Here is a 24720-nt window from a genome sequence, read left to right as displayed (position 1 = left end):
AGGCGGCGTGACCGATCAGGCGTAGGCGGCCTCCGGGCGCACGGCCCGGCGGGCCGCCTCGATCTCGGCGGTGATCGCCGCGCACAGCTCCGCGTGGGTCTCGGCGTGCACCAGGAGGCGGCAGCCCGCGCGGAGCTGCCCGATCGTGAGCGGAGCGGCCGCCGTGCGGTAGGCCCACCAGCGGCGCGTATCGCTGTACCAGGCGCTCCAGCCGGGGAACCGCGACGCGATGTCGACGACGACCGGATCGGCTTCGTGCAAGGGATCGGCGACGACCGGATCGGCGACGGTGGTCTGCGGAGGCTCGTCCATGCTCGCTCCGGGCGCTCGCGGTCGCCCTCACTCTAAGCGCCGCTCCCGTTCCGCAGAAGGCAGGATCACCTTGCTCCGACGGTTGCGGCGACGGTTGCGCCGAGGGGCTCGGCGGGCCTCGCGGACGGGATCGCCGGCGGCGACGGCCCGGCAGTTTCCGTAATCGGGCGGGGGGTACGAACGTGACCCGGGAGGTCATGGTCCAATGACGGAGTAGCCAGTCCGAGGAGGGACATGGACCGCAAGTCGAGCAAAATCTTCCGGCGCGTGTCCCTTCGGCCGCAGGCGTCCCAGCGCCTCGCGGACGTGACCGAGAGCCTGGAGCACGCCCGCGGGCTCGACCGGGTGATCCGGGTGCTGTCCGGCGGGGCGCGGCGGGTCCTGCGCCCGGGGCCGGTCAAGGACATGCTGCACGGCGTGCCGATCGGGCATCCCGCGCACCCGCCGCTGACCGACCTGCCGATGGGCGCCTGGATGTCGGCGGCCGTCCTCGACCTGTTCCCCGGGACGTCCCGCGCCGCGCGGACCCTGGTCCTCACCGGCATCGCCGGGGCGGTCCCGACCGCGCTCACCGGGCTCGCCGACTGGTCGGCGCTGCACCGCGAGCAGCAGCGGGTCGGGCTCGTGCACGCGACCACGACGGCCACCGCCACGGCCCTCTACACCGCGTCGTTCGTGGCGCGGCGGCAGGGCCGCGACGGCCCGGGGCGCGCCCTTGGGTTCGCGGGGCTCGGCGCGCTGCTGATGGGGGGCTACCTCGGCGGGCACCTCGCGTTCCGGCAGGCGGCCGGGGCGAGCCACGCCGACCAGATCGCGCACCTCGTCCCGCTCGGCTGGCACGACCTGTGCGATGTGTCGGAGCTTCCGGACGGCTGGCCCGTGCACCGGCGGCTCGGCTACATCAGCCTGTTCGTGCTGCGCAACGGCGACGACGTGCACGTCCTCGCCGACCGCTGCACCCACCTCGCCGGCCCGCTCCACCAGGGCCGCGTCATCACCAACGACGAGGCCGAGCTCTGCGTCGTCTGCCCGTGGCACGGCAGCACGTTCCGGGTCGAGGACGGCTCGGTCGTCGCCGGCCCCGCCACCGGCCGCCAGCCCGCGTTCGAGTCGCGCATCACGGACGACGGGGTCGTCCAGGTCCGTCCCCTGAGCTGACCCGGCGGCGGGCGGCATCGCCCGGCCGCCGCTACCGCGGGGGCTCCTCCTCCCCGCCGACGGCGTTCGGGTACTCGACGAGCGCGAGCACGCGGCTCGCCATGAACCTGGCCGTCCGGACCGGGGTGCCGGTCCGGGTGACCTCGCTGACCTCCACCACCCCGCGCCGGGTGGCGACCTCGACCCGGCGTCCCGCCCGGGACGCGGTGACCTCGTACGTCCTCGCCGCCTCGCCCCCGGCGTCGATCACGATCTCGACCCTGTCGCCCTTCATCCGGCGCACCTTCCGGTAGTCGAACGTATATTCGACATGTACCCGGCGAAGCGCTCGCCGAACCCTGTTCGGCGACCGGAAGGCGCTGGTCAGACGAGCAGATGGACGATCGCGGCGACGCCCACGCAGACGATCACCGCGCGGAGGGCGACCGGCGGGACACGGCGCCCCACCCGGGCGCCCAGCACCCCGCCGACCGTCGACCCCGCCGCGATCAGCAGCACCGCCCACCAGTCGATCCGCGTGCCGCCGACCAGCCACATCCCGAGGAACACCAGGGTCGCCACGGCGTTCACCAGCGATGCCAGCACGATCTTCGCCGCGTTCACCCGCTGCAGGTCGTCGTCCAGCATGATGCCGAGCAGCGCGATCAGCACGATGCCCTGCGCCGCGCCGAAGTAGCCGCCGTACACGCCGGCGAGCAGCACGCCCGCCCACAGCCACGGGCCGCCGTGCGGGCGGTGCGCGCCCTCCCGCCGCCTCCGCAGCCACGCCTGCAGCCTCGGCTGCACCACCACCAGCACCAGCGCCAGCGCGATCAGCGCCGGGACGATCACCTGGAACGCCTCGGCCGGCAGCTCGAGCAGCAGCAGCGCGCCCGCCACCGCGCCGAGCAGTGACGCGGTGCCGAGCACCAGGAGCCGCGTCCGCTGCCCGCCGAGCTCGCGCCGGTACCCGTACGCGCCCGTCAGCCCGCCCGGCACCAGCCCGATGTTGTTCGACACGTTCGCCGTCACCGGCGGCAGGCCGACCGCCAGGAGCGTCGGGAACGTGATGAGGGAACCGGACCCCACGACCGTGTTGATGCCGCCCGCGGCGATACCGGCCGCGAACACCGCGGCCGCCTCCGCGACGTTCACGCGCGGACGGCTCGCGCGTACCAGCGGCCGTCCTGCCGCTCCACCGCCAGCGGAATGCCGAAGCAGTCCGTCAGGTGCTCGGCGGTGAAGACCTCGTCCACCTTGCCCTGCGCCACGATCCCGCCCTTGCGGAGCAGCAGCGCGTGCGTGAAGCCCTCCGGGACCTCCTCCGGATGGTGCGTCACCATCACCATCGCCGGCGCCGCCGGGTCGTCGGCGAGCGCGCCGAGCCGCGCCACGAGGTCCTCCCGGCCGCCGAGGTCGAGGCCCGCGGCGGGCTCGTCCAGCAGCAGCAGCTCCGGGTCCGGCATGAGCGCCCGCGCGATCTGCACCCGCTTGCGCTCGCCCTCCGACAGCGTGCCGAAGGTGCGGCGGATCAGTTCGGAGCAGCCCATCGCGTCCAGCAGCCGGACGGCCCGCGCGACGTCCGTCGAGTCGTACTCCTCGCGCCAGCGGCCGAGGATCGCGTACGACGCCGTCAGCACCAGGTCGATGACCTTCTCGCCGGGCGGCATCTTCTCCGCCATCGCGGAACTGGCGATGCCGATCCGGGGGCGCAGCTCGAACACGTCGGTGCGGCCGAGCTCCTCCTCCAGGATCTCGACGGACCCCTCCGTCGGATGCAGGAACGACGAGGCGATCTGCAGCAGCGTCGTCTTGCCCGCGCCGTTCGGGCCGACGACGACCCACCGCTCGCCCTCGCCGACCGTCCACGTGACATCGCGCAGGAGGGCGGCCTCGCCGCGCCTCACCCCGACTCCGCGGAGCTGAAGTACCTCGCCGGCCATCGTCCCCAATCCCGTCAAGGCGGTCTCGTCACCTAAGAACCTATGCGATCGGCGGCTGCCGCGGGCGTCCGGCTCCGGGGAAACGGTCGGCGCCACCGCTTATGGTGGTCCGGACGCCATCGGAGGAGCGGATGACCACGGACGGACCAGGCAGCACGCACGGGCCCGGCGGCACGGACGCGACGGGCGCCACCGGCAGGGAGGCGGCGACCGCGCTCGCCGCCTGGGGCAACGCCTGGCTCACCGGCCATATCGGCCTCGACGAGGCCGTGGACGCCGTCGAGCGGGCCGCGGGCCCCCAGGTCCTCGGGGACGCGCCGCTGCGGCGGGGGCTCGGCGACCTCCGCGTCGCGGGCATGTCCGCGCTGCGGCTCGCGCTCCCCGAGCCCGGCGACCCGCTCGGCCTCACCGGCCCGCCGGCCCTCAACCGCGCCGCGATCGAGGCGGGCGCCGCCGTCGTCGCCGTCCTGCCGGACCGCGCGGCCGGGCTCGTCCCCGCGGCCGACCGGCGCGGCTCGTCCTATGTGGGCGTGCGCTGGACGGCCCACGACGCCACCCCCGGGCCGCCGGACGTCCCGCCGCTGGCCGACGCCGACCGGCAGCTGACGCTCGCGATGCGGGACGCGACGGAGGTGCTGCTCGCCGTGACCGACGTGTCCGGTGTCCCGCCCGAGGTCGCGGGCGCGCTCGCCGCGCTGCGCGATCCGGGCCCCGGCGACCATCCGCTCGCCCCCGGCTACCCGCCCCGCGCGCACCGGGTCGCCGCGCTCGCGGGCCGGCTCGCCACGGTCGTCGGCCTCGCCCGGCGAATGGACGCCCGCGGCCTCACCGCCGACCAGATGCGCGACCGCTCCGACGCGCTGCGGCTCCTCGACCGGGCCCTGCGCCGCGCCCTCGTCGCCGCCTGCAACAGCGCGTTCGACCCCGTCCCCTGAGGAACGACGCCGTCCCGAAGGGGAGGCGATCCCGCCCGAAGGGGAAGTGACGCCGTGGGCCCGTAACGGAAACGGGGCGCCCCCCGGAGGGGACGCCCCGTTCCACGGGTGCCGTCGGTCAGGCGCGGACGACGATGGTGCTGCAGATCTTGTCGGCGAAGGTCTGCTTGCGCTCGTCCCACAGCGGCCAGAGGAAGCCGAGGTAGCACACGGCGCTGTCGGCGAAGTGCGCGATCTTGCGGACGAACGCCATGCCGAAGCCGATCGGCTGGCCGGTCTGCGCGCTGACGAGCTTGATGCCCATCTGCCGCTTCCCGATGGACTGGCCGGTCGTGCCCTCCTGGTAGCAGATCCAGAGGCCGCCCGCGAACGAGGCGAGGCCGCCGAGCAGCATCAGCAGCAGGCCGAACAGGGTCGCGCCGCCGCTGCCGGAGCTGCTCAGCATGACGCCGAGCAGGTAGAGCACGAAGACCGGACCCGCGAAGATCAGGTAGTCGATGATGTAGCCGCCGGCCCGCGAGCCCCACTCGGCCAGCTGGCCGGTCGAGCCGTAGTGGTGGTGGTGCACCTGGGCGGGCTGCTGCTGCCCGTACCCGGGCTGGGCGGCCGGCTGGCCGTAGCCCGGCTGCGCCTGGGGCTGACCGTACCCGGGCTGAGCCTGGGGCTGGCCGTAGCCCGGCTGCGCCGGGGGCTGACCGTACCCGGGCTGCGCCGGAGGCTGGCCGTAGCCCGGCTGGGCGGGGGGCTGCTGGCCGTAGCCGGGCTGCTGTTGCCCGTAGCCCGGCTGCTGACCGTAGGGGTCGTAGGGGTTACCCACACTTGCTCCTTATTGATTGACCCTGAGGATGTGACGCCCGCCGGACCCGGAGGGCTCCGCAAGTCTGGCCGACGATGGACTTCGGCTCAAACCCGCAGAACACCGAACCGGACGAGCTGCCACAGCTCCGAGCCCACGAGGGCGATGCCGAGCATCCAGCCGCGCGTGCGCGGCGAGAACGCCCACCACCGGCGGCCGAGCCCCAGGGGTGCGGCCGCGAACGCGAACGCGCCCGCGAGCACCACAGGGTTCGCGAGGACCGCCCGGACCGGACGGCCCGAACCCGCCTCGACGAACACGGTCGTCCCGCCGCACAGGGGGCACGGGACACCGGTGAAAGCCCTCAGGGGGCAGAGCACACCGGGGTCGTGGGAACGGTGGATCCATGCCACGCCGACGGCCGCGACGGCCATCGCCGTGACACGCAGCATCGTGCCCATCGGGCCATGCCGCGCTGCAGTGAGGGTCCGGCTCACGACCCGTCCGGCGACGCCTTCCGGCGCCTCCGCGGCCACCGCCCCGGGCACTCCCCCCAACGAATCCTCCGCTTGGATGACATCTGTCCAGGCCACTCGTATAGAGGGAACCCGCGAGCAGGTCAACCCCAACCGGACATCCGCGATGCGACCGTTACCGGATCGGGTGAAGACACCACCTGCCCCCAGGCTAAGTCAAACCAGGCACCGCTCGGGCGCGATCGGCGCCGGCGCACCCGGATCGTCAGGCGGACGCGGCGGCGCCCACCGTCCGCGGAGGGGTCTCGGGGTAGTGCTCCGGCTCGATGACGTCGGCCACGACCGCCGTGATGTTGTCCGGCCCGCCGTTCTCTCGGGCCATCTCGATCAGCCGGTCGACCGCGCGCTGCGGATCGGCCTCGGCGGACAGCACCTCGTAGATGTTCTGCGCGTCGACGGGACCGCTGAGGCCGTCGGAGCAGAGGAGGTAGCGGTCGCCGAGCCGGGCCTCGCGGAGCCGGAGGTCCGGCTCGCGGTCCTCCCGGCCGTCCAGGACCCGGTACAGGACGTGGGACAGGCGGGACGTCTCGGCGGGGTCGGCCGTCTTGCCGGCCTGCTCCGCCTCCGCCTTCAGCAGCTCGTCCATGGTGTGGTCCTGCGTCATCTGGAACAGCTCGCCGTCGCGGAGCAGGTAGCCGCGGGAGTCGCCGATGTGGGCCAGGGCCACCGACTCGCCGGACCACAGCATCGCGGTCAGGGTCGTGCCCATCCGGCTCAGATCGGGGCGCTCCTCCCGGGCGATGCGCAACTTCTCGTTGGCCTCCGCGACCGCGCGGGCCAGTATCTCGACCAGATCGTCCCGCTCGGCATCGGTGTCCAGCGAGCGCAGCGACCCGATGACGGTCGAGCTCGCGACCTCGCCGCCCGCGTAGCCGCCCATACCGTCCGCGACCGCGATCAACCGTGCGCCGGCGTACCCCGAGTCCTCGTTGTTCTCGCGGTTGCAACCGATGTCACTGCCTGCTGCGTACCTGATTGCTACGTTCATACCAATTTCGATGACGATCCTGTCAGAGGAGTTGTTCCGGTCACCCGGCTGCGCCGGCGGTGCCGACCCCGTGCCGGACGGCGTACAGGGCCGCCTGCGTCCGATCCTGGACTCCCAGTTTCATGAGCAGATTACTGACGTGCGTCTTGACCGTCTTCTCGGACACCACGAGCGCGCGGGCGATCTCCCGGTTGGACCGGCCCTGTGCGATGTGCACGAGCACCTCCCGTTCCCGTTCGGTCAGCGCGGCCAGGCCGCGATCGTCGTCCGCCGTGACCGGCGCGAGCATCGCCTCCGCCGCGTCCGGCGCGAAGAGGACATGCCCATCATTGACCGCCCTGATCGCCTGGACCAGCGCCTGCGGGTCGACGTCCTTGTACAGATACCCGGCCGCCCCCGCCCGCACGGCGGGCAGCACCCGCCCGCGCTCGGTGGCGCTGGTCAGCACCAGGACCCGTGCCCGGACCCCGCGAGCCCGCAGCTCCGACAGCGCGGCGAGACCGTCGGCGCCCGGCATCTTGAGGTCCAGCAGCACGATATCGGGCTCCAGCGATTCGGCCAGTGTCACGGCCGACACGCCGTCCTCCGCCTCGCCCACCACCACGATGTCGTCCTGGATGCCGAGGAAGGTGCGCAGCCCCTGCCGGACGACGGGATGGTCGTCCGCGATCAGCACCCGGATGCGCGCCGCGCCCGCCTCGCTCACAGCGGCACCTCCAGCCGGACGGTCGTGCCCCTGCCGGGCGCGGCGTCGATGGTGAGCGTGCCCCCGATCGAGCACGCCCGGTCGCGCATGGACGCGAGGCCGAGGCCCCCGCCGCCGTCGGCCCCCGGTTCGTCGAACCCGGTGCCGTCGTCGGAGACGTCCAGCACGACATGCTCGCCTCCCTCGGCGAGCGTGACGTGGACCGTACCCGCCCCGGCGTGTCGCAGCGCGTTGTAGAGCGCCTCTTGGGCGATGCGGTACACGGCGGCCTCGTGCTCCTCGGGCAGGACGGCCGCGCCGTCGGCGCTGAACCGCACGGCCGCGTCGTACGCCCGGTCGAGGACCTCGACGTGCTTGCGGAGCGAGGCGGCCAGCCCGTCGTCGGCCAGGTCGGCGGGGCGCAGCTCGAAGATGGCGGCGCGCAGCTCGGCGAGCGCCTCGGCCGCGAGCCGCTCCACCTGCTCGAGCTCCCGGACGGTACGCCCCGGGTCGCGCTCGGCCAGCGCGGCGGCGGCGCGCGCGGTGAGGCGCAGCGAGAACAGCTTCTGCGCGACCGCGTCGTGCAGCTCGCGGGCGAGCCGGTTGCGCTCGGCGACGACCGTCAGCTCGCGGTTGCGCTCGTACAGCCGGGCGTTCGCCATCGCGATGGCGGCGTGCGCGGCGAACAGCGCCAGCAGCTCCTCGTCCCGGTCCGTGAAGCCGCCGGGACGCCGCTTGTTCGCGAGGAAGATGATGCCGAGGACGTCGCCGCCGTCGCGGATCGGCACGCCGAGGAAGTCCTTCAGCACCGGATGCGCGGCCGGCCAGCCCTCGAACTCGGGCTCCCGCCGGATGTCGGCGAGCCGCTTGGGCGCCTCGTCCCGCAGCATCGCCGCGAGCATCCCGTGCTGGCGCGGCATCGGCCCGATGCGCTCCCACTCCTCGTCGCTGACGCCCTCGACGACGAACTCGGCGAACGACCCCGCGTCGCCCGGCACGCCGAGCGCCGCGTACCGGGCGTCCAGCAGCCGCGCCGCCGCGCGGACGATGACCTGCAGCACCTCGCGCACCGACAGGTGCCGTGTCACCGCGAGCACCGCCGAGCTGACGGCGCGCAGGGTCGCGCCCTGGTCGTCGTGCCCGTCCCGCCCGCCCATCCCGGCCTCTCGTCCGCGTCACCGCCCGTTCCTGAAGACCGTACTCTCTGGGCACATCATCCGAATCAGCCCGCGGGCTCATCCCGGCGATCCCGCCCTCCTTCCGGAGGACCTAAGACCATCTGCGGATCATCATCGGACCGGGTGACCGATCCCCCCACGGGGTGCCTGTCCGTAGCGTCGCCGGCATGAGGACACCACCGGACGCCGCCCCCACGCGGCAGGGGCCCCGCCCCCGCAGGACGAACGGCGCGCAGAGGAGGACGGGCCGGTGACCGCCACACTCGACGGGCAGGCAGCCGAGGTGCGGACCGAGCGGGGGGTGCTGAGCGGCGGGTACCGGGGCACGTCGCTCGGGATCATCCTGGTCGTCACCCTGCTGGCGTTCGAGGCCATGGCGGTCGGGACGGTCATGCCCGTGGTCGCGGCCGGGCTGGACGGGCTCGGGCTGTACGCGTGGGGGTTCAGCGCGACGCTCATCACGAGCCTGCTGTCCACGGTGCTCGCGGGCGGGTGGGTGGACCGTTCCGGGCCGGCGCGTCCGCTGGTGGCGGGGCTGGGCGTGTTCGTCGCGGGCCTCGCGATCGCGGGCGCGGCGTCCAGCATGTGGGTGTTCGTCGCCGGACGCGCCGTCCAGGGCCTCGGCACCGGTGCCGCCATGGTCGCGATGTACGTCGTGATCGCCCGCGTCTATCCGGAGGACATGCGTTCGCGGGTGTTCGCGGCCCTGTCCGCGGCGTGGGTGCTGCCGTCCCTCATCGGTCCCGCCGTCGGCGGCGTCATCGCCGAGCACATCGGCTGGCGGTGGGTGTTCCTCGGACTGATCCCCCTGGTCGTCCCGCCGGCGCTGCTGCTGGTGCCCGCGCTGCGCGGCATCCCGCCGTCCGACCGGCCGGACGCCCCCGCGGACCGCGGCCGCCACCTCGCCGCCGTCGCGGTCGCCGCCGGGGCGGGCATGCTGCTCTACGGCCTCGAGGGGCACGGCTGGGCGGCCGTCCCGCTGGTGCTCGCGGGCCTCGCCGGGGTCGGTCTCGGCCTGCCCCGGCTGCTGCCCGCCGGCACGGTCCGGTTCCGGCGCGGCCTGCCCAGCGTCGTCCTCACCCGCGGTCTCCTCTCCGGTGCCTTCTTCGGGACGGACGTCTTCATCCCGCTCGCCCTCACGTCCCTGCACGGGTTCAGCGCGACGGAGGCCGGGGTCGTGCTGACCGTCGCGGCGCTCGGCTGGTCCGCCGCGTCCCAGTTCCAGGGGCGTTCGAAGCGCTCGCGCGAGTTCTTCGCGCTGCTCGGCGCCGTCTGCGTCACCGCCGGGGTCGTCGCCGTCACGCTGGCGCTGCGGCTGTCCGGCTGGGCGGCGGCACCGGCCTGGCTCCTCGGCGGCGCCGGCATGGGCTTCGCGGTCGGCAGCCTCAGCGTCCTGCTGCTCGGCCTCTCACCCGAGGACGAGCAGGGCGTCAACTCGTCCGCGCTGCAGATCGGCGACACCCTCGGCTCCTCCCTCGTGGTGGGCGCCGCGGGCGCGCTGGTCGCCGCGTCCGGCACCGCCCACCTCGGGTCGGGCCTCACCGTCGCAGGCGCGCTGTTCACCGCGATCGCCGCGCTCGGCGTCGTCTCCGCGCTCCGGCTGAAGGCGCCGCGATGACCGGCGCCACCGGCTTCGCGGTACCGCCCGCCCTCGAGGCTCACGAACCCCCCGAGGCCCGTGGCCGCGCCCGCGACGGCGTCCGGCTCCTCGTCGGGCGGCGCGGCACCGGCGAGATCTCGCACCGCGCGTTCCGCGACCTGCCGTCGCTCCTCGACCCGGGCGACCTGCTGGCGGTCAACACGTCCGCGACGCTGCCCGCCGCCGTCCGGCTCGACCGGATCGGGGTGCACTTCTCCACACCCGTACCGGGCGCCGGCGGCCGCGTCTGGCTCGTCGAACTGCGCGACCTCGTCGGCAAGTCCAGCCGCCCCTACGCCGGCGGCACCCCCGGCGAGTGGATCCCGCTCCCCGGCGGCGCCACCCTCACGCTGCTCGGACGGCGCACCGGACGCCTGTGGGAGGCGCGGCTCAGCACCGACGTGGTCCCCTACCTGCGGCGGCACGGGACCCCCATCCGGTACGGGCACGTCCGCCGCGACTGGCCCACCGCCGCCTACCAGACCGCGTTCGCCCGCGACCGCTCCGCCGGCAGCGCCGAGATGCCGAGCGCGGCCCGCCCCTTCACACCCGCGCTCGTGACCCGCCTCGTCGCCCGGGGCGTCCTGTTCGCGCCGCTGACGCTGCACGCGGGGGTCGCGCCCCCGGAGACCCGCGAGCCCCCGCACGCCGAGCGCTACGAGGTGCCCGTACCGACGGCGGCGCTCGTGGACCACGTCCGCTCCCGCGGCGGACGGGTGATCGCCGTCGGCACCACCGTCGTCCGCGCCCTGGAGACCTCCGTGGACGCCTTTGGACGCGTCCGGGCGTCCAAGGGGTGGACGGACCACGTCGTGACTCCCGAGGGCGGCGTCCGAGCCGTCGACGGCCTCCTCACGGGCCTCCACGAGCCCCGCTCGTCCCACCTGATGATTGTGACCGCCATCGCAGGTCGGCCCCTCGCGGAGGCCGCCTACAGGGCCGCCCTGGACGAGGGCTACCTGTGGCATGAATTCGGCGACGCGAACCTGGTGCTTCCCTAGCGCATCCCAGATCGCGGACCTCATGAACGGCCCGACCGGCGCGGCCGGTACCGTGGGAACCAGCATGGACGGCTATGAACAGCGCACGCTCCTCATCACCCTGACCGGACGCGACCGCCCCGGCGTGACGTCCCGGCTCTTCGCCACACTCGCGGAGTTCCCGCTCACCGTCGCCGACGTCGAGCAGGTCGTGATCCGAGGCCGCCTCGTCCTCGGCGTCCTCGTGACCTACTCCGAGGGCGCCGACATCGGCCGGGTGTGGAACGCGGCCGAACGCGTGGCGAACGACCTCGACATGGAGGTCGAGCTCTCCACCGGCCGCGACAAGAAGAGGAAGAAGCGGGGCGGCCGCCTGCACGTCACCGTCCTCGGCGCCCCCCTGAAGCCCGCCGCCATGGCCGGCATCGCGGGCCGTATCGCCGCCGGCGGCGCCAACATCGACCGCATCGAGCGCCTCGCCCGCTACCCCGTCACCTGCATCGAGATGGACGTCTCCGGCGCCGATCCCGACGCGCTCCGCGCCGGGCTCGCCATCGAGGCCGCCGAGCAGCAGGTCGACGTCGCCGTCCAGCAGGGCGGCCTGCACCGGCGCGCGAAGCGGCTCATCGTCATGGACGTCGACTCCACCCTCATCCAGGGCGAGGTCATCGAGCTGCTCGCCGAGCACGCAGGCTGCCTGGCCGAGGTCGCGAAGGTCACCGAGGCCGCCATGCGCGGCGAACTCGACTTCGAGGGCTCCCTGCGCGAGCGTGTCGCGCTGCTGGCCGGCCTGGACGCGTCCGCGATCGACGACGTCCGCAGCCACCTGGAGCTCGCCGCCGGCGCCCGCACCATGGTCCGGACGCTGAAACGCCTCGACTACAAGTTCGCGATCGTCAGCGGCGGCTTCACCCAGGTCACCGACGCCCTCGTGGAGGACCTCGGGATCGACTACTCCGCGGCGAACACCCTGGAGATCAAGAACGGCAGGCTCACCGGCGGCATCGTCGGGCCCGTCATCGACCGGGCCGGCAAGGCGACCGCGCTGGAGCGCTTCGCCCGCGAGGCCCGCGTCCCGCTCAGCCAGACCGTGGCGATCGGCGACGGCGCCAACGACCTCGACATGCTGCAGGCCGCCGGGCTGGGCGTCGCCTACAACGCCAAGCCGGTCGTCCGGCAGGCCGCCGACACCGCCGTCAACGTCCCCTACCTGGACACGATCCTGTTCCTGCTGGGCATCTCCCGCGAGGAGATCGAGGCCGCCGACGCCGCCGACGCGTCCTGACCGTCCCGGCTACTCCTTCGGAGTGCGGACGGTGACCAGCTCGGACCCGCCCGGACGGATGTCCGCCCAGGCACCGGGCACACTGATCACCGCGAGCGCGCAGGTGGGGTAGGCGTCGGGCGCCCGGCCGGTCAGATCGTGGACGAGCTGGTGCACCGACGGGTTGTGCCCGACGAGGAGCAGCCGCTCGACGTCGTCGGCCACTCCGGCGACCAGTGCCAGCAGGTCGTCCGGGTCGTTGCCGTAGATCGCGGGCTCGAAGTCGGCCGGCGCGTCGAGAGCGAGCCCGGCGAGGGTCTCGCGCGTGCGGGCCGCCGTCGAGCACAGGACGCGGTCGGGCACGAGCCCCTGGTCGCGGAGCCAGTCCCCGGCCGCGGCGGCGTCCCGCCCGCCCCGGTCGTTGAGGGTCCGGTCGATGTCGGGCGTCCCGAGGGGGCCCGCGACGGCCTTGGCGTGGCGCAGGACGATCAGCGTCGGCATGGCGGCCACCCTAGCCCGGCTCAGGGCGCGACGAGCGCGCCGAGCCCCCAGAGCAGAGCCATGATCAGGAGCATTCCGCCGAGCACGATGGCGAAGCCCTTGGGCCCCGACACCGTCGGCTTGTCGCCGCTCACCGCGTACCTCCGCGTTCCGTTCCCGGACGGGACGCGCCCGCCGGAATGCCATCGTTCGCTGCCAAGCGTACGACCGCCCCGCCGTGCCCCCGACCCGGCCCATGCGGAAGGGGCCGGCGGGATCGCCCGCCGGCCCCTTGCGCTGATACGGCTACGCCTTGTTGGCGGGCGACTCGCCCTTCGCCTCGGGCTGGCCGCCGTCGTCCGCGTTCGGGCCGGCCTGACGCGGCACCGTGCCCTCCGTGACGCCGCCGGCCGGCGGGCCGACCGGGGCGGTGGCCGGGGCGCCCCCGCCGACCGCGCCGGACGGAACGGCCGGCTCCGCGACCGGGTCGGCGCGCCGCTTCGACACCACGATCGCCACGACCACGATGCCGACCGACAGGACGGTCACCGCGATGCGCAGCGGGACGTTCCCCGCGTACGTGACGACCGCGTCCGCGATCAGCAGCGCGACCAGGTTCATCACCTTGATCAGCGGGTTGATGGCGGGGCCCGCGGTGTCCTTGAACGGGTCGCCGACCGTGTCGCCGATGACCGTGGCCTCGTGCGCCGGGCTGCCCTTGCCGCCGAGGTGCCCCTCCTCGACGAGCTTCTTGGCGTTGTCCCAGGCGCCGCCGGAGTTCGCGAGGAACACCGCCATCAGGACGCCCGCCGCGATCGCGCCGCCCAGGTAGGCGCCGAGCGGCGCGTACCCGAGCGCGAACCCGACCGCGATCGGCGTCATGATCGCCAGCAGTCCGGGGGTGGCGAGCTCGCGCTGCGCGTCCCGGGTGCAGATGTCCACGACCCGGTCGTAGTCGGGCTTCTCGGTGTAGTTCATGATGCCGGGCTTGGTGCGGAACTGCTCCCGGACCTCGACGACGACGCGTCCGGCCGCCCGGCCGACCGCCATGATCGCCAGGCCGGAGAACAGGAACACGACGGACGCTCCGATGATCAGCCCGATCAGCACGTTCGGCTGGTCGATCGACAGGCTGAACACCTGGAAGTCGCCGAGGGCGTCCTTGGCGTCGTCGGACGCCTCGCCCAGCGCCGACACCACCGTCGTCCGGAACGACCCGAACAGCGCCGTCGCCGCCAGCACCGCCGTCGCGATCGCGATGCCCTTGGTGATCGCCTTGGTGGTGTTGCCGACCGCGTCCAGCCGCTCCAGGACGGCCGCGGCCTCGCCCTGCACGTCCCCGGACATCTCCGCGATGCCCTGGGCGTTGTCGGACACGGGACCGAAGGTGTCCATCGACACGATCACGCCGACGGTCGTCAGCAGGCCGGTACCCGCCATCGCGACCGCGAACAGCGCCACGGTCGTGTTGCCGAAACCGAGCAGGAACGCCGCGTAGACGGCGCCGCCGATCACCAGCGCGGTGTAGACGGCCGACTCCAGGCCCAGCGAGATGCCGGACAGGATCACGGTCGCTGGCCCGGTCCTGGCGCTCTCGGTGACCTCCTTGACCGGCTTGCGGTTCGTCTCCGTGAAGTAGCCGGTGAGCAGCTGGATGGCGCTCGCCAGGATGATGCCGATCAGGACGGCCCCGAACGCGACCCACCGCGGATCGGCGTCCAGGGCGAGGATCTCGCGGTCGGTGACGCCCGCCAGCTCGGTGAACGACGACGGCAGGTACGCGAACGCGGCGACCGCCACGAGCACCGCGGAGATGACCGCCGAGATGAAGAACCCGCGGTTGATGGCGGACATGCCGGAGCGGTCGCGGTCCCGGGGCGCCACCGCGAAGATCCCGATCACCGCCGTGATCACACCGATCATCGGCACGATCAGCGGGAACACCAGCCCCTCGGTGCCGAACGCGGCGGTACCGAGGATCAGGGCGGCCACCAGCATGACCGCGTACGACTCGAACAGGTCGGCGGCCATCCCGGCGCAGTCGCCGACGTTGTCGCCCACGTTGTCGGCGATCGTCGCGGCGTTGCGCGGGTCGTCCTCCGGGATGCCCTGCTCGACCTTGCCGACCAGGTCGGCGCCGACGTCCGCGGCCTTGGTGAAGATGCCGCCGCCGACACGCATGAACATCGCGAGCAGCGCGGCGCCGAAACCGAAGCCCTCCAGCACCTTCGGCGCGTCCCCCTTGTAGGCGAGGACGACGACCGCGGCGCCGAACAGGCCGAGGCCCACCGTGAACATGCCGGCGACACCGCCGGTGCGGAACGCGATCCGCATCGCCTTCTTCTCGCCGCCCTCCTCGCGGGCGGCGGCGGCGACCCGGACGTTGCCGCGGACCGCGAGCCACATCCCAGTGAAGCCGGTGACGGCGGAGAACAGCGCGCCGATGACGAAGAAGACCGACCGCCCGACGCGTTCGGAGGTCGAATCGGCGGGCAGGAGCAGCAGCACGAGCGGGATGAGCACCACGAAGACGGCGACCGTGCGGAACTGGCGTTTCAGGTAGGCGCCCGCGCCCACCTGGACCGCCCGCGCGATCTCCTGCATCTTCTCGGTGCCCTGGTCCGCGGCCAGGACCTCGCGAACCAGGACTGCGGCGACGGCCAGCGCGAGCAGCGCGATCACGGCGACGACGACGACCAGGGAAAGGTCGCCGCCGCCGAGATCCACGTCTGCGCCGGCCGGGCTCGCCAGGGAAAGCCCAGACATCCGTCCTCCTCGACAGGGGCGTAGCGATCGAGATCGCCAGAAAGACGATCTTTACCGCGTACCCCGCGAGTGATGATTTCGAACGCCTCGCACGGCAGCGCGGGTTTCGGGAGTCTACGCAGGCAGCAGGCGAATGAGAAGGGCGCCAGGCCCTTCACGGGAATGTCACGCAAAAGCGATCCGAATTACTCCGGAAATTGACCTTTACCTGTCTCTGCCGCGCATTGTCGCAGGTCAGGCAAGGCAACCCTTTTCTCACCCCGCAGCCATCTTGACGCCCCGGGCCCGCACCCCGATACCACCCGGGGCACCCGGTGTTCCCTATTAAAGGTAAGTATTAATCGTCAATATGTCCAGACCGGAATCGGCCGCTTTATGATCAGCAAGCACAAGATCTCACACCCGACGCGACCATCCGATCACCGGTCCCCCGCGATGCGCGGCCGAGAAGGCGGAACGGCGGCGCAAGGCGCCGCGGAGAGGCCGCGGACGGCACCGCGGAGCTGTCGCGCAGGGCACCGCGGAGCAGGCACGGACGGCAGCCCGGCATGCAAGAAGGCCCCGCCGGGGGCGGGGCCTTCACGGGGTACGTCCGATGACCGGGGAGGTTCAGACGGTCGCCTCTGCTTCGGCGGGCCAGCTCATCCTGATCTGGACGCCCTTCGGGGTGGCCTCGATGTCCACGTCGTCGGCGAGCCCGGCGATGACCGCCAGCCCGAGTTCCGCCGCGCCCTCCCCCCACGCGCCGAGCTCGAGATCCGCCGCCGGGGAGGCGGAGGGGAGAGCGTCCATCGGGTCGTCGCCCGGGACGGTGTCGCTCACGATGACCTCGAAGCGCTTGCCGGCGCCCGTCAGCTCCAGCCGGACGGGTTCGTCCGGGCAGTGCCGCAGGTGCGCCTCCACGGCGCGCGAGCACGCCTCACCCACCGCCAGCCTCACCTCGTCCAGCAGCGTCTCGGCCACTCCGGCGCGGCGCGCCACGGCCGTGACGATCAGCCGCGCCGTGCGGACATGGACGGGCAGCGCACTGAAGGACAGTTCAACGGTCGCCATCTCAGCCGCGGGCCGCCTACTTGGCGCCCTTGCGGTTCTCTTCGGCCTCCGCGATCGAGTCGTGGATGCCGAAGACCTTGGTCAACCCGGTGATGCGGAAGATCTTGAGAATCCGCTCCTGGGTGCAGACCAGCTCCAGGGAGCCGTCGTGGGCGCGCACCCGCTTGAGCCCGCCCACCAGGACGCCGAGACCCGTCGAGTCGAGGAACTCGACCTTCTCCATGTCCACCAAGAGGTGGAACTTGCCCTTGTTGACCAGATCGATGAGCTTCTCGCGAAGCTTCGGCGCCGTGTAGACGTCGATCTCACCCTCCACCGTGATGACGGTCAGGCCATCGTCGGTGGTGTAGTCGTTCACCTTCAGGTCCACAGATCCTCCAGCGCCGTGCAGCACAATCCGATCCCGCCTTCCGGACGGGGCCGGTCGACGAGACTTCGCCGTGATTCAACCACGCTCCGGCGTCGAGCACGCACGTTATCGCCCACTCGGGCGAAAGTTCGCGCCATCCCGTCTGACCTGGTGATCCACCGGGCCGGGGCATGGGGGACAGGACCTCGGACGCCGAGGCGTTCCCTTCGTTTTGCCCCGACTGGCACACTGAAAACCTGATGGCCGCCCAAAGATCTTCCGCCCCCCTCGACCGGCTGCTCGCCGACCCCTCCCGGCGCGGCCGCATCACCCACGTGGAGCACGTTCCGGAGCGCGCCGGACGCCGCGTCCCGTGGCCGTCCTGGACGCCTGCGACGCTGGTCGACCGGCTGGCCGCCGCCGGAATCGAGGCGCCCTGGGAGCACCAGGCCGCCGCCGCCGAGCACGCCCGCGCGGGCCGCTCTGTGATCATCGCCACGGGCACCGCGTCCGGCAAGTCGCTCGCCTACCTGCTGCCGTCCGTGGACGCCGTCCACGACGAAGGGCACGAGGGGACGATCCTCTACCTGTCGCCCACGAAGGCCCTCGCCGCCGATCAGCTCCGCGCCGTCCGCGCCCTGCGCCTGACCCGCGTCCGCGCCGCGACCTACGACGGTGACACACCTCACGACGAGCGCGCCTGGGTCCGCCGGCACGCCAACTACGTGCTGACCAACCCGGACATGCTGCACCGGTCGATCCTCCCCGCGCACTCCCGCTGGTCGTCGTTCCTCCGCCGCCTCCGCTACGTGATCGTGGACGAGGCGCACGGCTACCGCGGCGTGTTCGGCTCCCACGTCGCCCAGGTCCTGCGCCGCCTCCGCCGCGTCTGCGCCCGCTACCACGCCGACCCCACCTTCATCCTCGCGTCGGCCACCACCTCCGAGCCCGCGACGACGGCGTCCCGCCTCACCGGCCTCGACGTGGTCGCCGTCGACCGCGACGCGTCCCCCCGCGGCTCCGCCACCTTCGCGCTGTGGGAACCCCCGCTCACCGACCTGCGCGGCGAGCACGGCGCCCCCGTCCGCCGCACCGCCACCGCCGAGGCCGCCGGCCTCCTCGCCGACCTCGTCGTCGAGGGCGTCCAGACCCTCGCCTTCGTCCGCTCCCGCCGCGGCGCCGAATCCGTCGCCCTCGGCGCCCGCCGCGCCCTCGACGAGGCCGCGCCCGAACTCGCCGGCCGGGTCGCCGCCTACCGCGCCGGCTACCTCCCCGAAGAGCGCCGCGCCCTGGAAAGCGCCCTGCGCACCCGCTCCATCATCGGCCTGGCCAGCACGAACGCCCTCGAACTGGGCGTCGACGTCTCGGGGCTGGACGCCGTCCTCATCTGCGGCTGGCCCGGCACCCGCGCGTCCCTGTGGCAGCAGGCCGGACGCGCAGGACGCACCGGCCAGGCGTCCCTCTGCGTCCTCGTCGCCCGGGACGACCCCCTCGACACGTTCCTCGTCCACCACCCGGACGCGATCTTCGGCACCCCCGTGGAGGCGACCGTCCTCGACCCGGACAATCCCTACGTCCTCGGGCCCCACCTGTGCGCCGCGGCGTCCGAACTGCCCCTCACCGAGGCCGACCTGCCCCTCTTCGGGCCGACGGCCTCCGCTCTCCTGCCCGACCTCGTCCGGCGCGGGTTCCTGCGCCACCGCCCGGCGGGCTGGTACTGGACGCGCCGCGACCGGGCCTGCGAGCTGGCCGACATCCGCGGCGCGGGCGGCGCCCCCGTCCAGGTCGTGGAGCTGTCCACCGGACGCCTCCTCGGCACCGTCGACGAGGCGTCCGCCCACACCACCGTCCATGACGGCGCCGTCTACCTCCACCAGGGCGACTCGTTCATCGTCCACACCCTCGACCTCGACGACTCCGTCGCCCTCGTCGAGCCTGCCGACCCCGACTACTCCACCACCGCACGCGACGTCACCGACATCACCATCGTCGAACGCCTCCGCTCCACCTCCTGGGGCGAGGCCACCCTCAGCTTCGGCACCGTCGACGTCACCCGCCAGGTCGTCGCCTACCAGATGCGCCGTCTCCAGACCGGCGAGATGCTCGGCGAGAAGCCCCTCGACCTCCCGCCCCGCACCCTCCGCACCCGCGCCGTCTGGTGGACCCTCTCCGAAGCGCGGACCGCCTCGTTCGGCGATCTCGACCTCGCGGGCGCCGCCCACGCCGCCGAGCACGCCTCGATCGGCCTGCTCCCCCTCTTCGCCACCTGCGACCGCTGGGACATCGGCGGCGTCTCCACCGCCGTCCATCCCGACACCGGGCTGCTCACCGTCTTCGTCTACGACGGCCACGAGGGCGGCGCCGGCTTCGCCGAACGCGGCTACGCCGACGCGGCGGAATGGCTCCACGCGACCCGCGACGCGATCGCGTCCTGCGAATGCGAGTCGGGCTGCCCGTCCTGCATCCAGTCCCCGAAATGCGGCAACGGCAACGACCCCCTGGACAAGCCCGGTGCCCTCACCCTCCTGGACGCCCTCCTGAGCGGAGCCCCCGGCCCCCCGCGACACGGTGAGGGCCCGGCGAATCCCTAGTTCGGCGCGACACGCTGCGCGGGCACGGACGGCTCGTCCACCCCGCCGCGCCGCGCCTGGGCCAGCGCCTGCTGCAGCCTCCGCCGCTCGAGCTCGAGCGTCTGCAGCGACTCCTCATGCTCGTCCCGCAGGTCGCGCAGCTCCCTGCGCATGCCCAGGGTCCGCTTGAACCCGAGCGCCGCGATACCGATCCCGAGCATGAACACGATCGCGACCACGACTCCGGCCGCGAACACGTGCCACTGCGCGGTCACGCCGGGCACGGCGTCCCCGTACAGGACGAGCTGCACCCCGCCCGTGTTCTCCAGGACGACGGCCACCCCCACCACGACGGCCGCGGCCACGACGATCAGACCCAGAAAGATCATGCGGAAGGTCTCCTCTTCTCGGGACGCCCGACTGGCACCGCAGCCTAAGCCCTACCTACCGAGCCGAAAAGATCCAATCCACCACACCCACACCGCACACCCCACCGCTCATGCGATGGGCGTCGCCGAGGTTCGGTGCGCGACGGAGGGCGCCGCGGTCACTTGCGGCGGCGGTCCTTCCTGGTCTTGCCCTTCGGCTTCGGGGCGTCGGCCTCCGGTGTGGTCATCCGGACGTTCACACCACCGGAGCGCTTGCCCAGGGTCGCGGGGCGGCGTCCGGGCTTCGCGGACGGCTTGGGCGCCGTCATGACCGCTGTGTCACCGGAGCGGGCCATGTCCCCTGGACGCGCGGCGGCGGCCTTCTTGGCGGCGGGCCTGCGCTTCGAGGTGGCCGACCGGACCGGAGCCGTCTTGGCCACGGCTTCGGCGCGGGCGATGTGCTCGCGGGACTTGGCGACACGCTTGCGGCCGGTACCGCTCCGCGCGATACGGGCCGCCATGCCGAGGCTGCTCGTCCCGGACTGGGTCACCTTGAGGTGGCGCGTCCATGTGCCGAGGTGCGCGGCGACGATCAGGAGGATCAGCGCGATACCGACGCTCTTGCCCCACTGCAGCCTGTCGGTCGCCGCGATGTTCTGGGCCTTCGGCGCGTCGTTGGTGGCGATCTCAGGAGCCGGGTAGGTGTAGCCGGGCGTGGCGCCGTTCGGCTGGACGCCGGGCAGCGTGACCGGCGACTGGTTGTTGAACGGCGTCAGCGGCGTGGTGCCGGTGGGGGGAGCCGTTCCGGCGGGGAGCGTGGGGGCGGTGACGCCGGGGAGCGTCCCGGGACCGCCGCCGCCCGCCATGGCGGTCGCCGACGACGTGCCCGAGGAGACCGAGCCTCCGGTGCCGCTGGAGCGCTGCGCGCGGACGCCCACCGAGACGGAACCGCTCGATCGGGTCAGCGAGAGGGTGGTGGAGCAACTGGTGCCGGAGCAGAGCGATCCGACGGAACCGGTCTTGGAACCGACGCCGGAGCCGGAGAGCGCGTAGCCGGTGAGATCGTCCTCGAGGCCGAGGTTCCATCGCACGACGACCTTCTTGCCGGACACCTGGGCGGAAACCCCGCTCGGCGCCGCCGGCGGGATCTTCACCGTGAACGTGTTGGTGTCGTAGATCTGCCCGGTCTGCTTGCCCTTGAGAAAGACCTTGTAGCGTCCGTTGAGGCGCAGCGGAATGGACCCGGTGATATCCCCGGAGAGTCCCTTTTCCTTAAGGAACGTCGCACCCGTCCCCGGCGCGTCCACCCAGAGCTGCATGGTGAACGCGAAGTCGAAGTGGGCCTTCGCCGTCACCTCGGTACCGCTGGTGATCACCGTGCCGTCCGCCGGGGAGATGACGGACGTCGAGGCGGCGTGCGCGGGCAGCGCGCCGAATACCGGGAAGGCCATCGCAAGGGGTGCCGCGAGCGCGACCGCACCGATCCTGCGAATGATGGTCACGGCCTCAAATCCCTTCGTCGGACGACCAGCCGACAGTCTCGTCCCGCGAAGTCGGGGGGCAAGTGTGCCAAGTGATAACTGTGGCTCGGGCAGCGTAACGTACCACCGGGTAGCGATAGTCACAGGAAGGTGACGAAGCGATAGCGGACGCCTCGCCGGTCACTCCCGGACCTCCTCCCGCAACCTATTGACACCAGGTTCAACGAGTCGCGTCGGGCCAGCGTACGCCGTCCGGTCCCGCAGGACCAGCCCTGGCCCGGGAATCCAGACGGACCCGTCCGACACCGAGAGGCACGTCGACCACCGAGGTCACGGTCACCTCCACGACCATCCCGCGTACCGAACAGGCCGAAACCCGCACGCCCGAGTCGGCCGCGACGCCCCTCGCGCGGGCGCACGCCGGCCCGGCCCCCTCCAGCGCATGGACGGCCCCGGCCAGCGCCGCGAGATCGGCCGCGGCGTCGCCGCGAGACCGCGCCCCGCGCACGCCGCCGGCGACCACCCCGGTCACTCCGACCAGCCAGATGACCGACATGAACGCGACGACCCAGATCGTCCCGGACCCTCGATCCCCACCCGCACGCATCCGATAGTTACGCCCGGCTTCCATCCTCTCCACCCTCTCGATGCCGTGCCGTTCTCCATTCCGCTCTCCACGGCGCGGCCTCGGCGGTCGAGGCCGCGCCTTGGGAGCCGACGGCCGGAGTCTCACCGTCCGGTGACAACGCGCCGACCGAAGTCACCGCGATCACTCCGTGAGCGATATGCCGGGTTCCGTTGCGGCCGCCACCCGGGCACGGACCTGCAGCGCGGGCAGTCCCGCGGCGGCGGGACCCCGCACGGGCACGGAGACCTCGACGCGTACCACCTCCGTATCCCGGTGCACCTTCACGATGGCTCCTGTGGGAACGGCCTCGGTGATCCGTGCACGGACGGCCTGCAGGGACTCACCTCGCGCGGCGGCCCGAGCACCCGCCCGAGCAGCGTCCGTGCACGTGATGCGAGTGGATACCGCGGCCATGCCCCACAGCGCGATCGCCGTGACCAGCACGAGGCTCGGCAGCGCCACGGCGATCTCCGCCGTCACCATCCCCCGATCGCACCGGCGGCGGTCGGTCAGTTCACCTGCTGGAAGGCGTCCTTGATCACCCCCGTCAGCAGCGTCCGCACCTGCGGGCTGGACACGACCTTGTAGAGCGCCGCCGCGAAGGCCACGGCGGCGATCGTGCCGACCGCGTACTCCGCGGTCGACATCCCGAGGTCCTTCGCCGTACCGCTCCACCGCCGCACCACCACCTGAATCGCCCGCATGGGTCCTCCTCCCTACTCGTGGACGCCCGATCGCGTCCGGTTCAAGCCTGGGCCGCAGCCGCATCACCGACCCTCCGAACAAAGTTCTGTGGATAACCCCAGATCCAGAGCGAGGCGGCCAGCCGCACCCGGCGCAGCCTCACAGAGAGCTCGTGCCGTAGAGCTTCGGCGCCGGGTAGAAGGCCGTCCGCCTGGCTTCGGCGGCTACCGGCACGCCGGAGTGCATCTGGTCAGGGGAGAAGGATCGTGGTGGCGATCCCGGCTATCGCGGGGACGAGGGCCAGCAGGACGAAGGACGGCAGGAAGCACAGCCCCAAGGGGGCGAGCGCGCGCACGCCGACGGCGCGGGCCCGTGCGGCGGCGGCGGTGCGGGCCACTCGTCTTTGATCCCTGGCCAGGCGGCTCAGGGACGGCGCCAGCGCCGCGCCGCTGGAGACGCCTCGTACCGCCGCGCGGGCCAGGGGTGCGAGCGTCGGCTCCTTCGCCAGGGTGAGCCAGGCCGCCGCCGGGTCGGCGCCGAGCCGGATCCGGGCGGCCACGGAGCGGAACTCCTCCCCGAGCGGGCCGCCGACCGCGTCGGCGACGGCTTCGACCGCCTCGTGCCAGGGGGTGCCGCCGCGCAGGCAGGCCGCCAGCAGGTCGACGGCGACCGGGAGGTCGGCGATGAGGCGCGCCCGCCGGCGTTTCCGCTCCGCCCTCTCGGACCGCCCGAACGAGTACCAGACCGCCGCGCCGATCAGGGCGCCCAGCACCAGGCCGACCACGCCGCCTACGGTGACCAGGCACAAGGCGCCGGTCGCGCATGACGCGATCCGCCGCAGCAGAACCTCCCGGTGTTCCTCACCTTGGTCTTCGAGGTGGTCCTGGCGGCCCACGGTCTGGTCGGGGTGGATTCCGCCCCGGAGGGCGAGTGCTGCGCGGAGCCGGCCCGCGTGGCCGGACGACGCCCTCGGGAGTTGTTCCGCCAGTCTCCGGGACGCGTTGCGCCTGTCTCCGATGAGCAGGGATGCGGAGATCGCCGCGCAGAGGACCGCTACCGGCTCCAGCATCTCGTTCCTTTCGTGGTGTGCGCGGAGCCGCTATGCCGAGTGAGCGGACCGGGCCATCCGCCTCGTCCAGTAGAGGCCCGCCAGGTTGAGGGCGACACCGGTGAGCAGGCATGCCAGACCGGGAAGGGTCCCGAAGAGGAAACCCAGCGGACGCGCGCCCATGGCCGCCGCCATGGCGAGACCGACCAGCGGCAGCGCGGCGAGGAGCCGGGCCGTGGCGCGGGGCCCCGCGAGCTGGACGGTGACCTCCTGGCGCTGTGCCTCCTCGTCGCGGAGTGCGGCGGCGAGCCCGTCCAGCACCGCCGCCAGCGTGCCGCCGCGCTCCGATCCCACGCGCCAACATGCGGCGAGCAGCCGCAGGCCCTCCGCGCCCCGCTGTTCGGCGAGCCGCTCCAGCGGTGGTGGGCGGGTCTCCAGTAGCGCGGCGGAGACAGGGGGATCGAGGACGGACGCGGATGTGGTGAAGGCGTCGTCGGGGGTGCGGCCGGCGGCCAGTTCGGCGGCCATCCCGTCGCAGAGTTCGATGACGGACGTGCGCCAGAGGGCCGGCAGGTTCCGCTGCCGCTTCAGCTGTTCGAGACGGGACCTGAGGTCGTGCAGGTGGCCGAGGGACGAAGGCTTCGGGGCCAGCAGCCGGTCGAGCCTGCGGGTCGCGGTCGGTCGGCCGAGCAGCAGCCATACGGCGGCGAAGGAGCAGAGCGCGGCCGAAATGGATGTGGTGCTCATGGGTCACCGACGGCGGTGGGCGATGGCGGCCCGTCGTGTCCGCACGTCCGGACGGCGATGGCTGTCCTGGCGGGACGCGGACCGGCGGACGAGGACACCACCCCTTGTGCCGTACGGCGGGCGCGTTCGCCGGGCGGCCCCTGTCGGCGGCTC

At 73.0% G+C, this 24720-nt stretch carries 26 protein-coding genes; 6 read left to right on the top strand and 20 right to left on the bottom strand.

The window, feature by feature from the left end; translation table 11 throughout:
* Window positions 1-15 precede the first annotated feature (15 nt).
* Complete coding sequence (locus IE99_RS0103320) at window positions 16-312, bottom strand: hypothetical protein (protein ID WP_030163533.1); 297 nt, start codon at window positions 310-312, stop codon at window positions 16-18.
* A gap of 234 nt (window positions 313-546) precedes the next feature.
* On the opposite strand from IE99_RS0103320, the gene IE99_RS0103315 reads away from it, so the two are divergent.
* Window positions 547-1470, top strand: coding sequence for a Rieske (2Fe-2S) protein (locus tag IE99_RS0103315; RefSeq protein WP_030163532.1), 924 nt, complete (start codon window positions 547-549; stop codon window positions 1468-1470).
* Window positions 1471-1501: 31 nt separating this feature from the next.
* Here IE99_RS0103315 and IE99_RS0103310 read toward each other — a convergent pair whose 3' ends face one another.
* The 3 genes from IE99_RS0103310 to IE99_RS0103300 all read right to left on the bottom strand — a co-directional run bounded on the left by IE99_RS0103310 (window position 1502) and on the right by IE99_RS0103300 (window position 3392).
* Window positions 1502-1744 carry a hypothetical protein gene (locus tag IE99_RS0103310; protein WP_030163529.1) on the bottom strand — a complete coding sequence of 81 codons (243 nt, stop codon included), beginning with the start codon at window positions 1742-1744 and terminating at the stop codon, window positions 1502-1504.
* A gap of 89 nt (window positions 1745-1833) precedes the next feature.
* Complete coding sequence (locus tag IE99_RS0103305) at window positions 1834-2604, bottom strand: sulfite exporter TauE/SafE family protein (RefSeq protein ID WP_030163528.1); 771 nt, start codon at window positions 2602-2604, stop codon at window positions 1834-1836.
* Window positions 2601-3392 (bottom strand): ABC transporter ATP-binding protein, encoded by a 792-nt coding sequence (locus tag IE99_RS0103300; protein WP_030163526.1) that lies wholly within the window; start codon window positions 3390-3392, stop codon window positions 2601-2603. The genes IE99_RS0103305 and IE99_RS0103300 overlap by 4 nt, the downstream gene beginning before the upstream one ends.
* A 131-nt stretch (window positions 3393-3523) precedes the next feature.
* On the opposite strand from IE99_RS0103300, the gene IE99_RS0103295 reads away from it, so the two are divergent.
* The gene (locus IE99_RS0103295) at window positions 3524-4327 is read left to right on the top strand and encodes a hypothetical protein (protein ID WP_245623038.1); all 804 of its coding nucleotides are present in this window, start codon (window positions 3524-3526) and stop codon (window positions 4325-4327) included.
* Between the two features lie 118 nt (window positions 4328-4445).
* On the opposite strand, the gene IE99_RS0103290 is transcribed toward IE99_RS0103295, so the two are convergent.
* The 5 genes from IE99_RS0103290 to IE99_RS0103270 form a co-directional block, all read right to left on the bottom strand.
* A complete protein-coding gene (locus IE99_RS0103290; RefSeq protein WP_030163521.1) occupies window positions 4446-5144 on the bottom strand; it encodes an RDD family protein in 699 nt (232 codons plus the stop codon).
* An 86-nt stretch (window positions 5145-5230) separates the two neighbouring features.
* Entirely contained in the window at window positions 5231-5575 is a 345-nt protein-coding gene (locus IE99_RS28775; protein ID WP_084219282.1) for a DUF2752 domain-containing protein, read from the bottom strand.
* A gap of 289 nt (window positions 5576-5864) precedes the next feature.
* Window positions 5865-6647 carry a PP2C family protein-serine/threonine phosphatase gene (locus IE99_RS0103280; protein WP_030163517.1) on the bottom strand — a complete coding sequence of 261 codons (783 nt, stop codon included), beginning with the start codon at window positions 6645-6647 and terminating at the stop codon, window positions 5865-5867.
* A gap of 40 nt (window positions 6648-6687) precedes the next feature.
* The gene (locus IE99_RS0103275) at window positions 6688-7353 is read right to left on the bottom strand and encodes a response regulator (protein ID WP_037558606.1); all 666 of its coding nucleotides are present in this window, start codon (window positions 7351-7353) and stop codon (window positions 6688-6690) included.
* Window positions 7350-8489: a GAF domain-containing sensor histidine kinase gene (locus IE99_RS0103270; protein WP_051711897.1), complete on the bottom strand. Its 1140-nt coding sequence runs from the start codon at window positions 8487-8489 to the stop codon at window positions 7350-7352. Before IE99_RS0103270 ends, IE99_RS0103275 begins: the two co-directional genes overlap by 4 nt.
* 271 nt (window positions 8490-8760) lie before the next feature.
* Between IE99_RS0103270 and IE99_RS0103265 the strand changes: the two genes are divergently transcribed.
* From IE99_RS0103265 to serB, 3 genes are all read left to right on the top strand, one after another.
* On the top strand, window positions 8761-10128 hold the full coding sequence (locus IE99_RS0103265) for an MFS transporter (RefSeq protein ID WP_084219252.1): 1368 nt from the start codon (window positions 8761-8763) through the stop codon (window positions 10126-10128).
* Complete coding sequence (locus IE99_RS0103260) at window positions 10125-11150, top strand: S-adenosylmethionine:tRNA ribosyltransferase-isomerase (protein ID WP_030163509.1); 1026 nt, start codon at window positions 10125-10127, stop codon at window positions 11148-11150. Before IE99_RS0103265 ends, IE99_RS0103260 begins: the two co-directional genes overlap by 4 nt.
* 64 nt (window positions 11151-11214) lie before the next feature.
* The gene (gene serB / locus IE99_RS0103255) at window positions 11215-12414 is read left to right on the top strand and encodes a phosphoserine phosphatase SerB (RefSeq protein WP_030163507.1); all 1200 of its coding nucleotides are present in this window, start codon (window positions 11215-11217) and stop codon (window positions 12412-12414) included.
* Window positions 12415-12423: 9 nt separating this feature from the next.
* Here the strand turns inward: serB and IE99_RS0103250 are convergent, their stop codons facing one another.
* The 4 genes from IE99_RS0103250 to IE99_RS0103230 all read right to left on the bottom strand — a co-directional run bounded on the left by IE99_RS0103250 (window position 12424) and on the right by IE99_RS0103230 (window position 17062).
* Window positions 12424-12894: a SixA phosphatase family protein gene (locus IE99_RS0103250; protein WP_030163505.1), complete on the bottom strand. Its 471-nt coding sequence runs from the start codon at window positions 12892-12894 to the stop codon at window positions 12424-12426.
* 285 nt (window positions 12895-13179) lie between these two features.
* Window positions 13180-15639 carry a sodium-translocating pyrophosphatase gene (locus tag IE99_RS0103240; RefSeq protein ID WP_084219251.1) on the bottom strand — a complete coding sequence of 820 codons (2460 nt, stop codon included), beginning with the start codon at window positions 15637-15639 and terminating at the stop codon, window positions 13180-13182.
* Window positions 15640-16248: 609 nt separating this feature from the next.
* Window positions 16249-16692 (bottom strand): ATP-binding protein, encoded by a 444-nt coding sequence (locus IE99_RS0103235; RefSeq protein ID WP_030163501.1) that lies wholly within the window; start codon window positions 16690-16692, stop codon window positions 16249-16251.
* Between the two features lie 16 nt (window positions 16693-16708).
* Complete coding sequence (locus tag IE99_RS0103230) at window positions 16709-17062, bottom strand: STAS domain-containing protein (RefSeq protein WP_030163499.1); 354 nt, start codon at window positions 17060-17062, stop codon at window positions 16709-16711.
* 239 nt (window positions 17063-17301) lie between these two features.
* Here IE99_RS0103230 and IE99_RS0103225 point away from each other — a divergent pair, with 239 nt between their 5' ends.
* Window positions 17302-19632 (top strand): DEAD/DEAH box helicase, encoded by a 2331-nt coding sequence (locus IE99_RS0103225; protein WP_030163497.1) that lies wholly within the window; start codon window positions 17302-17304, stop codon window positions 19630-19632.
* Here IE99_RS0103225 and IE99_RS0103220 read toward each other — a convergent pair.
* From IE99_RS0103220 to IE99_RS0103190, 7 genes are all read right to left on the bottom strand, one after another.
* Window positions 19629-20000 carry a hypothetical protein gene (locus IE99_RS0103220; RefSeq protein WP_030163495.1) on the bottom strand — a complete coding sequence of 124 codons (372 nt, stop codon included), beginning with the start codon at window positions 19998-20000 and terminating at the stop codon, window positions 19629-19631. The two genes, IE99_RS0103225 and IE99_RS0103220, sit on opposite strands and share 4 nt — an antisense overlap.
* 158 nt (window positions 20001-20158) lie before the next feature.
* Complete coding sequence (locus IE99_RS0103215; RefSeq protein ID WP_157610011.1) at window positions 20159-21481, bottom strand: hypothetical protein; 1323 nt, start codon at window positions 21479-21481, stop codon at window positions 20159-20161.
* A gap of 199 nt (window positions 21482-21680) precedes the next feature.
* Window positions 21681-22091: an Rv3654c family TadE-like protein gene (locus IE99_RS28770; RefSeq protein ID WP_157610009.1), complete on the bottom strand. Its 411-nt coding sequence runs from the start codon at window positions 22089-22091 to the stop codon at window positions 21681-21683.
* A gap of 138 nt (window positions 22092-22229) precedes the next feature.
* A complete protein-coding gene (locus tag IE99_RS0103205; RefSeq protein WP_037558603.1) occupies window positions 22230-22571 on the bottom strand; it encodes a TadE family type IV pilus minor pilin in 342 nt (113 codons plus the stop codon).
* 26 nt (window positions 22572-22597) lie between these two features.
* The gene (locus tag IE99_RS0103200; protein WP_030163487.1) at window positions 22598-22792 is read right to left on the bottom strand and encodes a DUF4244 domain-containing protein; all 195 of its coding nucleotides are present in this window, start codon (window positions 22790-22792) and stop codon (window positions 22598-22600) included.
* Between the two features lie 230 nt (window positions 22793-23022).
* Complete coding sequence (locus IE99_RS0103195) at window positions 23023-23841, bottom strand: type II secretion system F family protein (protein WP_211258709.1); 819 nt, start codon at window positions 23839-23841, stop codon at window positions 23023-23025.
* Window positions 23842-23871: 30 nt separating this feature from the next.
* Window positions 23872-24567: a type II secretion system F family protein gene (locus tag IE99_RS0103190; protein WP_030163483.1), complete on the bottom strand. Its 696-nt coding sequence runs from the start codon at window positions 24565-24567 to the stop codon at window positions 23872-23874.
* Between the last annotated feature and the right edge of the window lie 153 nt (window positions 24568-24720).

Source organism: Spirillospora albida (genome assembly GCF_000718255.1).
In the GTDB taxonomy this organism is placed as follows: Bacteria; Actinomycetota; Actinomycetes; order Streptosporangiales; family Streptosporangiaceae; genus Spirillospora; species Spirillospora albida.
The sequence above is the reverse complement of the archived record's forward strand: the minus strand, read 5'-3'. Positions and strand labels throughout refer to the sequence as shown.

Excerpts from the sequence above, each read along its gene's own strand:
- IE99_RS0103235 (WP_030163501.1), bottom strand. The coding sequence starts at position 16,692 with ATGGCGACCGTTGAACTGTCCTTCAGTGCGCTGCCCGTCCATGTCCGC.
- IE99_RS0103315 (WP_030163532.1), top strand. The coding sequence starts at position 547 with ATGGACCGCAAGTCGAGCAAAATCTTCCGGCGCGTGTCCCTTCGGCCG.
- IE99_RS28775 (WP_084219282.1), bottom strand. The coding sequence starts at position 5,575 with ATGCTGCGTGTCACGGCGATGGCCGTCGCGGCCGTCGGCGTGGCATGG.
- IE99_RS0103190 (WP_030163483.1), bottom strand. The coding sequence starts at position 24,567 with ATGAGCACCACATCCATTTCGGCCGCGCTCTGCTCCTTCGCCGCCGTA.
- IE99_RS0103270 (WP_051711897.1), bottom strand. The coding sequence starts at position 8,489 with ATGGGCGGGCGGGACGGGCACGACGACCAGGGCGCGACCCTGCGCGCC.
- IE99_RS0103250 (WP_030163505.1), bottom strand. The coding sequence starts at position 12,894 with ATGCCGACGCTGATCGTCCTGCGCCACGCCAAGGCCGTCGCGGGCCCC.
- IE99_RS0103225 (WP_030163497.1), top strand. The coding sequence starts at position 17,302 with ATGGCCGCCCAAAGATCTTCCGCCCCCCTCGACCGGCTGCTCGCCGAC.
- IE99_RS0103260 (WP_030163509.1), top strand. The coding sequence starts at position 10,125 with ATGACCGGCGCCACCGGCTTCGCGGTACCGCCCGCCCTCGAGGCTCAC.
- IE99_RS0103205 (WP_037558603.1), bottom strand. The coding sequence starts at position 22,571 with ATGGTGACGGCGGAGATCGCCGTGGCGCTGCCGAGCCTCGTGCTGGTC.
- IE99_RS0103200 (WP_030163487.1), bottom strand. The coding sequence starts at position 22,792 with ATGCGGGCGATTCAGGTGGTGGTGCGGCGGTGGAGCGGTACGGCGAAG.
- IE99_RS0103310 (WP_030163529.1), bottom strand. The coding sequence starts at position 1,744 with ATGAAGGGCGACAGGGTCGAGATCGTGATCGACGCCGGGGGCGAGGCG.
- IE99_RS0103240 (WP_084219251.1), bottom strand. The coding sequence starts at position 15,639 with ATGTCTGGGCTTTCCCTGGCGAGCCCGGCCGGCGCAGACGTGGATCTC.
- IE99_RS0103195 (WP_211258709.1), bottom strand. The coding sequence starts at position 23,841 with ATGCTGGAGCCGGTAGCGGTCCTCTGCGCGGCGATCTCCGCATCCCTG.
- IE99_RS0103300 (WP_030163526.1), bottom strand. The coding sequence starts at position 3,392 with ATGGCCGGCGAGGTACTTCAGCTCCGCGGAGTCGGGGTGAGGCGCGGC.
- serB (WP_030163507.1), top strand. The coding sequence starts at position 11,215 with ATGGACGGCTATGAACAGCGCACGCTCCTCATCACCCTGACCGGACGC.
- IE99_RS0103320 (WP_030163533.1), bottom strand. The coding sequence starts at position 312 with ATGGACGAGCCTCCGCAGACCACCGTCGCCGATCCGGTCGTCGCCGAT.
- IE99_RS0103220 (WP_030163495.1), bottom strand. The coding sequence starts at position 20,000 with ATGATCTTTCTGGGTCTGATCGTCGTGGCCGCGGCCGTCGTGGTGGGG.
- IE99_RS0103280 (WP_030163517.1), bottom strand. The coding sequence starts at position 6,647 with ATGAACGTAGCAATCAGGTACGCAGCAGGCAGTGACATCGGTTGCAAC.
- IE99_RS0103295 (WP_245623038.1), top strand. The coding sequence starts at position 3,524 with ATGACCACGGACGGACCAGGCAGCACGCACGGGCCCGGCGGCACGGAC.
- IE99_RS28770 (WP_157610009.1), bottom strand. The coding sequence starts at position 22,091 with ATGGAAGCCGGGCGTAACTATCGGATGCGTGCGGGTGGGGATCGAGGG.